At 70.0% G+C, this 13,815-nt stretch carries 8 protein-coding genes and 1 pseudogene; 8 read left to right on the top strand and 1 reads right to left on the bottom strand.

All coding sequences use genetic code 11. The features are described 5' to 3' along the window. Nucleotides 1-84: 84 nt before the first annotated feature. The 5 genes and pseudogenes from ND747_RS29980 to ND747_RS01805 form a co-directional block, all read left to right on the top strand. Nucleotides 85-332: pseudogene (locus tag ND747_RS29980) on the top strand (hypothetical protein); the annotation flags it as partial. Between the two features lie 52 nt (nucleotides 333-384). After that, nucleotides 385-948: a GNAT family N-acetyltransferase gene (locus tag ND747_RS01820; protein WP_251731181.1), complete on the top strand. Its 564-nt coding sequence runs from the start codon at nucleotides 385-387 to the stop codon at nucleotides 946-948. Beyond that, nucleotides 861-1,241, top strand: coding sequence for an SAM-dependent methyltransferase (locus ND747_RS29630; protein ID WP_308204539.1), 381 nt, complete (start codon nucleotides 861-863; stop codon nucleotides 1,239-1,241). Before ND747_RS01820 ends, ND747_RS29630 begins: the two co-directional genes overlap by 88 nt. After that, entirely contained in the window at nucleotides 1,144-1,458 is a 315-nt protein-coding gene (locus ND747_RS01810) for an SAM-dependent methyltransferase (protein WP_251731178.1), read from the top strand. Before ND747_RS29630 ends, ND747_RS01810 begins: the two co-directional genes overlap by 98 nt. A gap of 302 nt (nucleotides 1,459-1,760) precedes the next feature. Then, nucleotides 1,761-2,039, top strand: coding sequence for a hypothetical protein (locus tag ND747_RS01805; protein WP_248814091.1), 279 nt, complete (start codon nucleotides 1,761-1,763; stop codon nucleotides 2,037-2,039). 128 nt (nucleotides 2,040-2,167) lie between these two features. On the opposite strand, the gene ND747_RS01800 is transcribed toward ND747_RS01805, so the two are convergent. Further along, nucleotides 2,168-2,620: a hypothetical protein gene (locus ND747_RS01800; protein WP_251731177.1), complete on the bottom strand. Its 453-nt coding sequence runs from the start codon at nucleotides 2,618-2,620 to the stop codon at nucleotides 2,168-2,170. Nucleotides 2,621-2,793: 173 nt separating this feature from the next. On the opposite strand from ND747_RS01800, the gene ND747_RS01795 reads away from it, so the two are divergent. The 3 genes from ND747_RS01795 to ND747_RS01785 all read left to right on the top strand — a co-directional run bounded on the left by ND747_RS01795 (nucleotide 2,794) and on the right by ND747_RS01785 (nucleotide 13,715). Then, nucleotides 2,794-7,848: a DUF6531 domain-containing protein gene (locus tag ND747_RS01795; RefSeq protein ID WP_251731175.1), complete on the top strand. Its 5,055-nt coding sequence runs from the start codon at nucleotides 2,794-2,796 to the stop codon at nucleotides 7,846-7,848. Next, nucleotides 7,845-8,108, top strand: coding sequence for a hypothetical protein (locus ND747_RS01790; protein WP_251731173.1), 264 nt, complete (start codon nucleotides 7,845-7,847; stop codon nucleotides 8,106-8,108). Before ND747_RS01795 ends, ND747_RS01790 begins: the two co-directional genes overlap by 4 nt. 804 nt (nucleotides 8,109-8,912) lie before the next feature. Beyond that, nucleotides 8,913-13,715 (top strand): FtsK/SpoIIIE domain-containing protein, encoded by a 4,803-nt coding sequence (locus ND747_RS01785; protein WP_251731172.1) that lies wholly within the window; start codon nucleotides 8,913-8,915, stop codon nucleotides 13,713-13,715. The last annotated feature ends 100 nt before the right edge of the window (nucleotides 13,716-13,815 follow it).

Raw genomic sequence — 13,815 nt, 5'->3', positions numbered from 1 at the left:
GCCCGATCCTCCCTGTTCAGGAGCACTTTCCTCTTTGCGGCAACCCAACAGACGATCACCCCGGTGAAAGCCCGAGGCTAGGGTGCCCGGGTATCGCGCAACACCTTCCTGCGCTACTTCGAGGCCAAGGAGGACGCCGTCATCGGCGCCTTCGAGCCGCGGGGCCAACAGGTAGCCGACGCCCTGCGCGACCGGCCTGCAGCCGAGAGTGTACGAGTGCCGCCGCCCTGGACTGCCTGGACATCGCCATCGACCACTGGACAGCATCCGAGGGCCACCTCGACCTGGGCGACCTGCTCGACGCAGCCTTCGCCGCACTCGCAACAGCATGAAAACGATGCGCGGGCAAAGTTGCCGTCGTCACCGGGTGCCCCTACCGTCCGGATGGTGCATCTTCGCCGCGAACTGGTCGGTGATCGGGCATCGGTGCGCGACGTTGTCACCCAGGTGTTCGGCGTAGAGCACGGGGCGGTTGTGGCGGACCTGGTGGACGACCTCCGTGCCACCCTCACGTCGGTGGAGGGCCTCTCGCTTGTCGCTGAGCACGAGGGCGAGGTCATCGGCCACGTGATGTTCACCCGCGGCCTGCTCGACGCGCCGCGGCGGCTGGTCGAGGTCCAGGTCCTCAGCCCGTTGGCGGTCGTACGCGCACACCAGAGGAACGGCGTCGGTTCGGCTCTCGTCCACCGCGGTCTCGAGCTCCTCGCCGCGTCCGCGGTGCCACTGGTCTTCCTCGAGGGCGACCCCGACTACTACCGTCGCTTCGGCTTCGCGCCCGGCGGGGAGCTGGGCTTCCGCAAGCCGTCGCTGCGTATTCCGGACGAGGCCTTCCAGGTCGTCACGCTTGGCGGCTATCAGCCGTGGATGACGGGGACACTGGTCTACCCGGAACCGTTCTGGCGGCACGACGCGGTCGGTCTCCGCGAACCCGGGACACCAACGAGCTGATAGTTCCCCCGTGCGGACGTCTGCAACCCGGGGGCGCCCTCGTACTGGTGCACGCCCGCGCCCTGCTCACGAGCCGGCCGGAGGGGGCCACCGCCTCTATCGAGGCGGACGTGCACGACCCCGAGACGATTCTTCGGGCCGCCGCCGGGACCCTGGACCTCACTCAGCCCGTCGCGCTGATGCTGCTGGGCAATCATGGGTCACGTCGCCGATGCCGAGCAGGCGCGTTCGCTTGTGCGCCGGCTGCTCGACCCGCTTGCGCCGGGCAGCTATCTGGTGCTCAACGACGGTGAGTCCAGCCCGCGCCGCGACGCGGCCCTCGCCGACTACGCCGACAACTCCGGAGCGCAGGCATACCACTCCCGCACCCGCGAGCAGATCGCCCGGTTCTTCGACGGTCTCGACCTGCTGGAACCGGGTGTGGTGTCGACTCCGCTGTGGCGACCCGACCCCGGCACCGAACCGGGGGCGCTGGCCGTCTGCTGCGGCATGGGCCGCAAGACCACCTGACCATAGACGTGGTCGGCCGCATTCGGCTGTTCCGGAGCTGGTCGCAACAACGTGGGGCAGTAAAGTCGATCCCGTCGGAGAGAACGACAGGAAAGTATCGGCGAGAACGCCGACGGCCTGCGAAGAGGCGACTCTCCGGGGTGGCCGCATCGGGTCATCCTCTGGTCCAGGCTCGTTGACCAGGCTGTTTGCAGGTGTGTCCGGGTGGAAGGTACCTGGTCAGGGTGGAGATCCGCCGCCTGGTCGTGTGGTGTGGCTATGATGGCCGCGGCGGCTGAATCGATGCAGGGGGATGGGAATCGATGGCTCGGGTTGTCTCCACCGACACGGCACGTGACGCGATCGGGCGTATGCAGCAGATCATCAATTCCGGGCTCAGTCAGGAGATCCAGAACCTGAAGAACGAGGGCCAGCTGTTGAGCGACCCGAACAACTGGGACGGTGGTCTTGCCGTGCAGTTCCGTACCGATATCTGGCCGCAGACCAGGACGGCGCTCGACAACGCGGTCACCCAGCTCGGCCAGCTGCAGCAGAAGATCAGTCAGATCAACACCGACATCATGACCGCGGGCGGCAACTGAGCCGGGTGCCCGGCGCCTGTCCGCGCTGTCATCCGGTACCACGCGTTGTTCTGCGCCGCAGCGCTTCCCGGCTGACAGGCGAGGCCGGAGATTCGGGCGGTGGCGGGGATCGGAGCGCGGTTCCTATCCTAACCGTAGACCGGGAGGCAGCCGGTCGTGATGAAGGCGGGTGGCTGCGGCACGGCGAACGGTCCGGGCTCAGGCCCGTAGTCGTCGTCGGAACCGAGGATGGCATCCTCGACGCGATGGAAGAAGCTGCGGTGCTGCTTTTTCTCGGTGACGTGGTCGGCGTACCGGACTTTCGCCTCCTCGGCCATCGCCTGGCTCCACAGGACGGCCAGGGTCCGGGCGTCGTCCCGCATCGCGGTGCTGAGATGTGTGTCGCTTCCCTGTTCGGTGGTCACGCTGTTGCGGAACTCCGTGGCGTATCGGCCCTGCCAGTGGCGCAGTGCTGTGGTTGCGGCGGTGTCGCGTTTTCCGCGGAAGGTGTCGACGTTGTCGGCGAGGGCCCACAGTCGTCGGGCCAGTTCAAGGGCTCCGTCGAAGTCGAAGACCACATGTTGGCCGCCGTGTACATCCATGGTGGCCCCCCGGTCGTCAGTGCACTGTCCGGTGAATTGTAAAGCGCGCGGCACCGCGGTGTGCCCGGCTGGTTGACCCGAAACTGTCCGGGCCAAGGGGCCCGGGGTCTGTGGCCATCGGTCCGCGAAGCGCAGGCGCAACCCGCCACTGCCAGGAAGAAGAGAGGATCGTGGTGGCCACCAGTTCCGCGGATCCCGAGGACCTGGGCACGTACGTCACGGATGCCACTGCGGCTCGTACGACGTTGTCGACGGCGGCGGCGGGTGTGCGGGCCTACTACGACGAGGTGGTTTCCCGGTTCGGGGCGCAGTACAGCCTGACGCATCCGGATCTGTGGGCGAAGCTCACCACGCATCTGGCCGACGCCGAACAGCGGGATCGTTTCGTCGGGACGGTGAAGGACGCGTTCGTCGCGGCGGATCGGGGTTCGGCGGGTACGGCTGCTGGCCCGGTCACGGTCGATGATGGTCGGATCGCCGCCGGGCTGGCGGCGGCCGGTGTCGGCTCGCTGCCGACAACGTCGCTGACCGTGGACGAGCCGCATCTGCTGGGCCACACGCCGGACAGTGGTTTCGCCGCCGATCCGGTGTGTACCGCGAACGGCAACCTCGTCGAGCAGGAACTGGATCTTCCGCTGCCGGGTCGGGCGGCGCCGGCCGGGTGGCGGCGAACGTACAACTCCCGAGCCCATGATCGACTCGGCGCGCACGGGTGGGGATGGTCCAGTTGGGCTGACACCGCACTCGACGTCGGCGACGAGCAGATCGACTGGCGTGGCCCGGATGGCGTGCGTTCCCTGGTGGCACGGCCTGGTCCGGACCGGCCGAGCCGGTTGCCGCTGCTGGATGCTGTCCTGTCCGCCGACGGCACGGGATTTCGTTTCACGCGTGGGCCGGGGGAGACCTGGTGGTACGACGCGGACGGCCGTCCGGTGCGGGTGCGTGTCGATCGTGCGGAGCTGCTGCTGACCTGGTCGGGTGGCCGGCTGGTCCGGCTGTCATATCCCCGCTCGGGCCGGTTCTGCGAGATCGTCTGGGACGACGCGGCTGGCCTGATCACGATGGTGCGGTCCAGCGACGGCCGGCAGGTGCGCTATGGCTATGACGAGCACGCCAACCTGGTCGCGGTGGACGGTGGCCCGCAGGGCTCCCGCCACTACCGCTACGCCGACCAGACCAGCGCCGCCGGCGCCGTCACCGGTTCCGTCGGTGTCGGCTCTGGCGTCGGCCCTCTCAGCGAGATGGTGGATGCCGACGGCGTGGTCCTGGCCCTTACCACCTATGACGAGGCCGGCCGGGTTCTGACCCAGCTGTCTCCCGAGGGCCGTCTCGTCGAGTTCGCCTACCGCGAGGGCCATCGCACCCTGGTCACGGATGCGGCGGGTGGAGCGATCAACGAGTACCGGCATGACTCCGCCGGCCGGCTGGTGGCCGTGGTCGACGACGCGGACCGCCCGTTCCACCGGGTGTTCGATGAGTCCGGCCGGTTGCGGGGGATCGAGGAACGTTCCGGTGCCCGCTGGACGATGGACTACGACGACGCGGGCAATCGTGTCCGCCGCGCCGGGCCGTGTGGCATCAGCGAACGCTGGTCGTGGGACACCCTCGGTCGCCTGACCAGTCATACCGATCCGCGTGGCCATCGAACCCGCTGGGTTTACGCCGGCACCGCCCGCACCCCGGTGGAGATCGTCGATGCAACCGGCGCACTGACCCGGCTCACCGTCAACGACGACGACCTGCCCACCTGCGTCGTCGATCCGGACGGGGTCACAACGAGGTTCCGCTGGGACGACGACGCCCAGCTCGTCGAGGTGCGGATCACCGGCGGCGGGCGGACGAGCCTGCGCTACGACGCGGCCGGCCGGCTGGTCGAGCTGGCCGGGCCGGCGGGCCAGACCCGCAGGTGGGACATCGACGACGCCGGGCGGGTGACCCGGGAGCATGGCCCGGACGGGGCCGGCAGCGAACACCACTACACGCCCGCGGGCCGTCCCGACGGCTACGTCGACCCCGCCGGGGGACAGTGGGCGTCGACGTATGGCCCGCACGGGCGGGTCCAGCAGGTCACCGACCCGCTGGGTGCCACCCTGGGCTTCGCCTACGACCTGTTCGGCAACACCGCGCGGATCGTCTCTCCCGACGGCCAGACGTTCCACTTCGACCACGACGGTCTCGGCCGGCTTGTCGCCGCACACGATCCCGCCGGCGCGACGTTCCGCCGCGACCACGACGCCGACGGCCACCCGACCGTCGAAACCGACGCCGACGGCAACGCCTGGCAGGTCGACTACGACGAGGCCGGCCGGCCGATCCGGCGGACCGGCCCGGACGGGCGGGTCTGGCAACGCACCTACGACCCGGCCGGCGCCATCATCACCGAAACCGACCCCGCCGGCGCCACCACCCACTACGAGCACGACTCCCGTGGACGGGTCGTGGCCGTCACCGACCCCCTCGGCGGCCGGCGCACCCTGGAATGGACTCCCGGCGGGCGTCTCGCCGCTGCCATCACGCCGCTGGGCCGGCGTGAGTCCTACAGCTACGACCGGGCCGGCCGCTGGGTGCAGACCATCAGCCCGTCCGGGGCATGCACCCGCTACCGGCGGGACGACGCCGGCCGGCTGACCGCCCTCGTCACCCCCGCTGGCCGCGAGACGACCTGGGAGTACGACGCCCACGGTCGGGTTGTTGCGCTGACCCGCCCGGGTCAGCGGCGCATGACGATCGAGCACGGTCCGCTCGGGCTGCCGATCACCGTGACCGATGGCACCGGTGCCGTCCGCCGCTACACCTATGACGCCCGCGGCGCCCTGACCAGCGCCACCGACCCCCTCGGCGCCGTCACCCACTATGAGTACGACGTCCGAGGCCAGCTCTCTGCCTGGACGGATCCGCTGGGTGGACGGTACGAGCTGCGTCATGACGAGGTCGGACGGCCGACCGCCACGACCGATCCACGTGGCCGGACCACCACTGTCATCCGGACCGGCGGTGGTGCGGTCCAGGCCTGGCATGGTGCGGACGGTGTCGGCCGGCGGTGGTGGCGGGACGCGGCCGGGCGGCTGGTGGGTGAAGGTCTGATCGACGATGCCGAGCCTCGAACGCGTTTCGCCTACGACGCCGCCGACCGCCTGATCCGGGCAACGACAACGGCAACGGCTGGTTCGGCGGGGCCGGATCGGGGTGTCTCCCTGACCTACGACGTGGCCGGTCGGCTGGTCGCCCGCACCACCGCTGCGGGCCGACTCGACTGGGAGTACGACGCGGACGACCGCTGCGTTCGTCTCGGCCAGGCGGGCACACCGCCGGTGCGCCAGGACTACGACGCCGACGGTTGGCTGTGTTCCGTCGAGCATCCGGCGCTCGGCGTGCGGCGGATCGAACGGGACGCCGACGGACGGGTCGGTATTCCGGACCGGACGGTGGAACGTGACGCCGCGGGACGGATCACGCGGGTGGTCGACGGTGGCGGTGAGCTGCGCTTCGGTTATGACGCGGCCGGCCAGCTGGTCACCGCCGAAGGGCCGTGGGGCACGCAGACCCTGACCTGGGATCTGGGCGGACGGCTGGTCGCCGAGGATCGCGGTGATCCGGCCGGTGTCATCCGGTCCACCTACGATGCCGCCGGCCAGCTCGTCGAACGCCGCCTCGGAACCGCCGGAACAACCCGCTACCGTTACGACGCGGGCGGCCGGCGCGTGGCCGCGGACGGGCCGGCCGGTGCTACCCGGTACGACTGGGACGCCCTGGGCCGCCTGACCGAGGTCAGCCACAGCCCGTCGGATGCTGTCGGCGGCGGCCGGTCGAACAAGCGGACGACCCGCCTGGTCACCGACGCCCTTGGTGACCTGTTGCAGATCGACGGCACCATGGTCTGCTGGGACCCGGTGAGCTGGCCGGGGCAGGTCCAGGGGCTCGGCGACACCACCTACGTCCGCGCCGCATCGGCCATCGGTGTGATCGGCCCCGCGACGCCGGGCGTCCACGCGGGCGGGTCTACGGACGGCGCTGGGTCCGGCCGCTGGCATGACGTCGACTGGCAGGGCTCAGTCGGCAGCCATGATCCGTGGGGGGAGCCACTGCCCACGCGCGGTGCCGCAGCGGCCGCTCGCGGCTCATCCCCGGCTTCCCCCCCGGCTTCCCCTGCATCGGCCGGGCTCGGCTATCGCGGCGAGCTGGCTTTCGACGGCCTGCTCTGGCAGCGCGCCCGCGTTCTCGACCCACAGACGCGCTCCTTTCTGTCCCCGGATCCGCTCGAGCATGTTCCCGGCCTGCCGGGCGCGGCGAACGCCTTCCACGAAGCGTGGAACAACCCGGTCGGCATGCTCGACCCGACCGGGCTGCGTCCGCTGAGCGACGACGATTACGACGAGTATCGGTCACATGCCGGCAAGAACACGTTCGGCAAGGCCTGGGACAACATCCGGACGGCCCCGTGGGACAGTATCGGCGCCGGCCTGGTGATCGCTGCCGGGACAGGCCTGATGTTTGTCCCCGGCGGCCAGGTGGCCGGAGCCGGCATTCTCATCGGCGCCGCCACCTCGGGCGGCCTCGGTCTTGTCACCGGGAATTTCAACCCCCGGTCGGTAGCTGTCGCCGGGCTTGCTGGAGGCGTCGGTGGAGGTGTCGGCGGCGCTGCTACGAAACTGTTCCCGGACGCCGGCTTCCTGGCGGGCGCCAGGGCGGGTGCGCTGTCCAGCGGAGCCGGGGACCTCATGGCGCAGGAACTCTCCCACCCCGGCCACCTGGACGGCGGCGAGCTCGCCTTCGGCGTCGCCACCGGAGGCCTGGCCGGTGCCGGTGCCGGTGGTCTGGCCACGGTCCGCAGGCCCACAGCGATCAGGGGCCTGGCCCCGACCGTCGCCGACGACAAAATTCTCTGGACATCCTGGCAGAGCTATCCGAAATTCACCGCCGACGGCCGAGAGTACGCCCAGGTCGGGAGCCGTCTCTACTCAAGACATGCAGTGGACAGAATGCAACCGAGTGGACTCCGGTATTCAGCTAAACCCGGGCCCTATGAAGGTGGCAGTACTGGAGGTTTTCCGCAGATTTCCCAGGCCGGTGGGGACTATGGCCGCAGTGTAGCCCCGAGGTATATTGAGGATGTTATAAGTCGAACAGAAGGCATGGTTCAGATGGGCGGTAACGTCCGCCATGACGGGGGCGGCATCGTAGTCGTTTTGAGTCCGGAGGGTAGAGTGGTAACGGTGATGACGAAGTGAGTAATGCAGATCTTCTCCGGAAGTTGCAGGTGCTCCGTGCGGGCGTCTCTTCCGGCCAGATCGAAATAAATGAGGCCTACACGAATTTCGAGGCTCTGACTTATTTGCTTGCAAATGTGGCCCGCCCGGACGAGCAGGCTCTCCATGATATGGTCAATGATATTGAAATGATTCGATTCGGTCTGCTACCCGAGGATCAACGGTTGGCTGTACGCGATGTTCTTGTGAAAGCAGAAATGATCTTTAGGCGTTACAGTTAATTTACGAAAGGATCAAATCCCGGGACCGAACGCCGTGTGTGTGGCTGGCTGTGCAGAACGGTGAACCAGTACCGCAAATGCCAGATAACGTCGTCTGCCAGCACCCGGCTGCCGGGAAAACTGTTGCCGTCGACGCCCCGAGCAGACACTGGTGCAGCAGTCGGAGCTGGGAGAATTTCTGGGCCTGGTTTCTACAGGCCGTCGAGGACGCGACCACGCACGACGGGTAACGGCGAGATAGGCGCGGGTAGACATGCGGCGACGATCGGATAAGTGCTGACGAAGTACTACGGAAAACTTCGCCCTCGATATCGAAACTCGGGAAAATCGGAATACGGAATGGTCGGCATCGAATTCGATGAAGTATGCGACTGGGTCGACGGTCATTGGAGGGTCGAGTGGTGACTGTGGTAATCAGGTGATCGATCCGGGAATTTTCGAAGAACTGCAGACCTTCGCGTTCATGTTTCTTCCGGCCAGATCGACATCGGTGAGACGCGCACGGTGTTCGAGGGTCTCACCTGTGCCGTTCGTGCTGTGAGTCGCTCGGACGCACGGGCTCTCCATGGCCTGGTCAATGACGTCGAGAGAATTCGGTTCAGTCTTCTTCCTGAAAACCAGTCGCGGGCCGTGTGTGATGTTCCCATAAAAGCGGAAGCTATTTTTGAACGTTACCGCTGAGCTGAAACGAGAACCTGTCGCGCGTGATTGCGGCCTGGAGGATGCTCGGTTCAGGTGGCTGGCGGTCGAGGAGATGGTCGCATCTGATGCGTGGGAGCGGCATGTGACAGGGATGGTCACACAATGATCATCAGGATGCGGGCGGTCGCGATGGGCGGCGGGGCGTGGGACTGGTCGGTGGAGATCCGGGCGGACGCGACCGTGCGGGAGCTGGGTACCGCGCTGTTCGGGCCGCTCGGCGAGTTCGGGCTGGTGGTGGAGGGCGAGTCGTTCGGGCCCGAGGTGCCGGTGGCGATCTGCGGGATCGTCGACGGCGTCGAGGTGGCGCCGGCCGAGCCCGTGGCCAGGTACCACTCCGGGTACCGGAAGGCACTGGCCGGGAGGCCAGCCCGGGCCAGCCTGCCGGCCGGCGGTGGTTCCGGGTGGGTGCCGATGATCGGGCTGGACGTCGACGGTGGTTCCCAGTGGGTGCCGACGATCGAGCTGGCGGGCGGTGGCGTCGTGGCGGCCGGGTCGGCGATGGATCTGTGGGCCCCCGCACCGCAGCCCCGCGCCGAACTGGCTGCTCGCGCCGAACCAGCCCCTCGCGTTGAAGGGGTTGCTGCCGCCGAGTCGGCTGCTCGCGCCGAACTGGCCGTTGCGCTGCCCGGGGTGGCGTCGACGTCGTACCTCGCGGGGTGGGAACTGGTGGTCGTCGCCGGCCCGGGCGCCGGGTCACGGCTGGCGGTGCCGGAGGTGCCGCAGGGGCAGGCGGTGTCGCTGGTCGTCGACCCGTTCGACGGGCCGCTGGTCGAACTCGGCAGTCGTCAGGAGGCGGCGGCCGGTCTCACCGTGGCGGGCGACGCGGTCACCTGCCGGTGGGCGGTCGACGAACTGACCGTGGACGGCGAGATCCTCGCGGACGACCAGGTGCTGCGTCCCGGCGCGGTGCTCGCGATCTGGGGCACCACCCTGCGCCTGACCCGCGTGGGCGGTGAGGTGGCCCGGTCGGGCCAGGCGCTGGGCGTGCCGACCAGGCATCGCCCGACCGTGCCCTTTCACCGCACCGCCCGTCCGGTGCCGCCGCGGGCGCCGGACGTCGTCGCGCTGCCGCCGACGCCCCGGGAGCCGGGTCGGGCGAGCCCGTTCAACTGGGCGTCCCTGGCCGCGCCGCTGGTCCTCGCCGGCCTGCTGTTCCTCATGACCAGGCAGGCGGTCTACGCGCTGATGTCCGCCCTGGGCGCGATCATCGTGGTGTTCTCGTTCGTGGAGAGCCGGCTGCGTCGCCGCCGGGAGGTGCGCCGCGGCGTCGCCGAGCGGGCGGCGGAACTCGCCGCGTTCGACACCAGGCTGGCCGAGGCACGGCGCCAGGAGCTGCGTCGCCGCTGGGACGTCACACCGACGGCCGCAGACTGGGTCCACCTGGCCGACCAGCTGGGTGCCGCCCTGTGGGAGCGGGGTCCGACCGACAGCGACTTTCTGGACGTCTTCGTCGCCGTCGGGCACCTGGACTGGCGTCCACCGGTCGAACGGGGGGACCAGGCCGCCGCCGAGATCAGGGAACGGGTGGCCCGTTCGGGGGGCCTGACGCCCGTCCCGCTCACGTTCAGCCTGGACCGTGGCGAGCTCGTGACACTGCGCGGCCCACGGCCGGACGTGCTGGGCCTGGTCCGCGCGGCGGTCTGCCAGGCGTGCTGCGCGCAGGGGCCCGCTCACCTGCGGATCGGCCTGCTGGTCGAGGACACCACCGACTGGGAGTGGCTCAAGTGGCTCCCGCACCTGCGCGACGACACCGGCGGGGACCTGCGGGTACGGCGCATCGACGCCGCCGCCGACCCACAGCGTGCCCTCGACGAGGCCGCCGCCTGGCTGACCGGTGCGGGCGCAGCTGCGGGTACCGGCTCCCCGGCGCCGCTCAACCTGGCGACCGGCGCGTCCTCCGACCGGATACACGCGGTCCGCACGCTGCTGATCGTCGACGGCCCGCGGCTGCGGCCCGGGTCCAGCCTCGCCTTCCGCCGGGCGCTCGCGGCCGACGCGTCGGCCCTCATCGTGGCCGGCCCACCCCCCAATCTGACCACCACCCTGATCGAGTTCGGCCCCGAGGGCACCCTCACCCAGGCCGACATCAGGACCGGCCGGGTCACCCCCGGCGCGAGCCCGGCACCGCTCGACGCGGACGACGCCGACCACTGCGCGCGGATGCTGGCGCGCCTGGACGATCCGCTGGTCGCCGAGCGGGAGGCGCCGCTGCCCACCGGGGTGCGCCTGGCCGACCTCGTCCCCTTCGACCTGGCGCAGCCGTCCGACCGGCTTGGCGAGGCCATCCGCAGGCACTGGGCGACGGCCCGCCGTGACCCCGGCAGCCTCGCGATCGCGGTGGGCCTCGGCGAGGACGGGCCGTTCGAGCTCGATATCGTCCGCCACGGCCCGCACGGCCTGCTCGGTGGTGCGACCGGATCCGGCAAGAGTGAGCTGCTGAAGATGATCGTCGTCGGCCTGGCGACCCGGTACTCACCCGACCAGGTGATCATCGGGCTGTTCGACTTCAAGGGCGGCACCTCGTTGCAGGAGCTCACCCGGCTGCCGCACTGCGTCGGCCTGGTCAGCGACACCGACCTGCACGAGGCCGCACGGGCCCTGCGTTACCTGCGCACCGAGCTGCTGCGCCGCGAACGGCTGCTGTTCGCCCGCGGCGCGCAGAAGATCGAGCAGATCGCCGACGAACTGCCCCGACTCCTCGTCATCATCGACGAGTTCCAGATCCTCGCCGACGAGCTCCCCGACGAGCTGGCAACCATCATCGACCTGACCAAACGAGGCCGCTCGCTTGGCGTGCACCTGCTGTTCGCGACGCAGAGCCCCGCCTCGGTACGCAACTACGACGAGATCAAACGCAACACCCAGCTACGGATGACCCTCAAACTCCTCGACGTCGAGGACTCGGTGCGCCTGATCGACCTGCCCGACGCCGCCCGGTTCACCACGCCCGGCCGCGGACTGGCCCGGATCGACAACCAGGTGCTCGCCTTCCAGGCCGGCTACCCATCCGGCCCCGTCGAGGCCACCAAGGAGGATACGGTCCGCCTCGCATCGTTCACGCTGCTGCACGGCCTCGGCTCGGACGGCGCCAACCTGGACGGCGCCAACCTGGACGGCCTCGGCTCGGACGGCGCCAACCTGGACGGCGCCGGCTCGGGCGGCGTCACCCTGGGCAGGGTCAGCCTGGGTGGAGTGGGCGGCACGGCCATCGCCGCCATCGGGGCCGGAAGCGGCGTCGGCGGGACGGGCGTGGCAGCGGATGGAGGTGGTGGAGCGGCTGGAGCCGGCGAGGTCGACGATCGGTCCGAGCTGGGCAGGTTGATCTCCGGCGTGCGACAGGCCTACCGGTTGGCGTTGGGCTGGCGCCAGGTACGGCCCGTCGCGGACGTCTGGCCGCCGGCGCTGCCCGCATCGTTGACGTTGGACGAGATCTGGGCCCGGGCCCGGGCGGGCGAGGTGATCCCCGGCCGCCCCGCCGGGCTCGCGGCGTACTTCGCCCGCGGCGACCGTCCCGACGAGTCCGAGCACGCCCGCCAACCCACCGTCGCCTGGCACCTCGACGCCGGCAACCTGCTGGTCTTCGGTGCTCCGGGAGCTGGGGCCAGCACCGCACTGACCTCGCTCGCCACCAGTCTCACCGCCGCCCTGCCGCCGACCGCGCTGCACCTGTACGTGCTGGACTTCGCCGGCGGCGACCTGCAGGACCTCGCCGGGCTCCCGCACTGCGCCGGCAACGTCATCCTCGGCGACGAGCTGGAACGGCAGGCGAACCTGCTGGCCTTCCTGCGGGCCCGGATCGCCCGACTGGGAGCACTGGACGCGGCGCGGCGGGCGGCCGAGGCCCAGTCGATCCTGCTGATCGACAACCTGGGTGGCTTCCTGAACGCGCACGAGTCCGTCAGCTCCAAACAGGGAATCGCGGTGCTGGCGGACTTCGCCGCGGTGATCGGCGCGGGGCCGGCGGCCAAGGTGGCCGTCGCCGCGTCCATCGTCGGTACCCGGGTGCGCAGCGAGATCGCCGCCCGCGCGCCCCAACGGCTCGTACTGCGCCTCGCGGACCGAAACGCCTATGGCGATCTTGCCATCGGACGGCGGGCGATCCCGCGTGGTGAGCCCGGCCGTGGCCTGTGGACCACCGGCAACGATCTGCTGATGGAGGTCCAGGTGGCCATCCCGGATACGGTCCGGCCGGCATCGCCTTCGACCTGGGCGGACGATGCCGGAGCCGGGGCCGGGCCCCGACGCGTCCGGGCTCTGCCCGCCGTCGTCGAGCCGGACGACCTGACGGTGGACGGGGGTGTGCGCCGCGCCGGTGACGTGCTGGTGCTTCCGGTCGGGCTCACCGTCCAGGGCGGCGAGGTCGTGCCGGCCTGCCTGGAACTGGCGGAAGCCAGCCCGGCGCTGGTGTACGGGCCGCCCCGCAGCGGCCGGAGCACGCTGTTGTGCCGGCTGGCGGAGCTTGCCCGGGCCGGTCTGGGCAGCACGGTGGCGATCTACGCGGCGGCCCCCGTGGACTCGCCGCTGACCGGCTGTTCGGCCGCGGACCGGGTCCGTGACCTCGACGCCGCGACGACCCTCGCCCAGCGGGCCGCCGATGCGGGCCGGCCCACGCTGCTGCTGGTCGATGACGTGACCCGGCTCGGCGACAGCCTGAACGCCTTCCTGCAGGAACGCCACCCGCAGGTCCGGCTGGTCGTCACCGCGCGCATCGGCGAACTGCGCACCGCCGACTACACGTCGTCGGCGAGCCGACTGAAATCGGCGCCGACCCGCCTTGTGCTGGAACCGGAGCCGGGGGAGTCCGATCCCATCAGCGGCCGGTACTTCACCTACCCACCGAGCGGGCCCGGCCGAGGCCGGGGTTTCCTGCTCTCGGCCAGCGGTACCCGATTCCTCCAGACCTGATTTCCTGGGACGGCACCGCCCACCGAACTGCGCACGAACCACCGAACTGCGCACGAAATCTTCTTTCCACCGATCAGTTGTTCCGCAGGGATCGCCCGCC

The sequence above is a fragment of the Frankia sp. R82 genome (assembly GCF_023716925.1).
Classification (GTDB): domain Bacteria; phylum Actinomycetota; class Actinomycetes; order Frankiales; family Frankiaceae; genus Frankia.
Note: the sequence above shows the minus strand (reverse complement) of the source record. Positions and strands in the feature narration are given on the sequence as shown.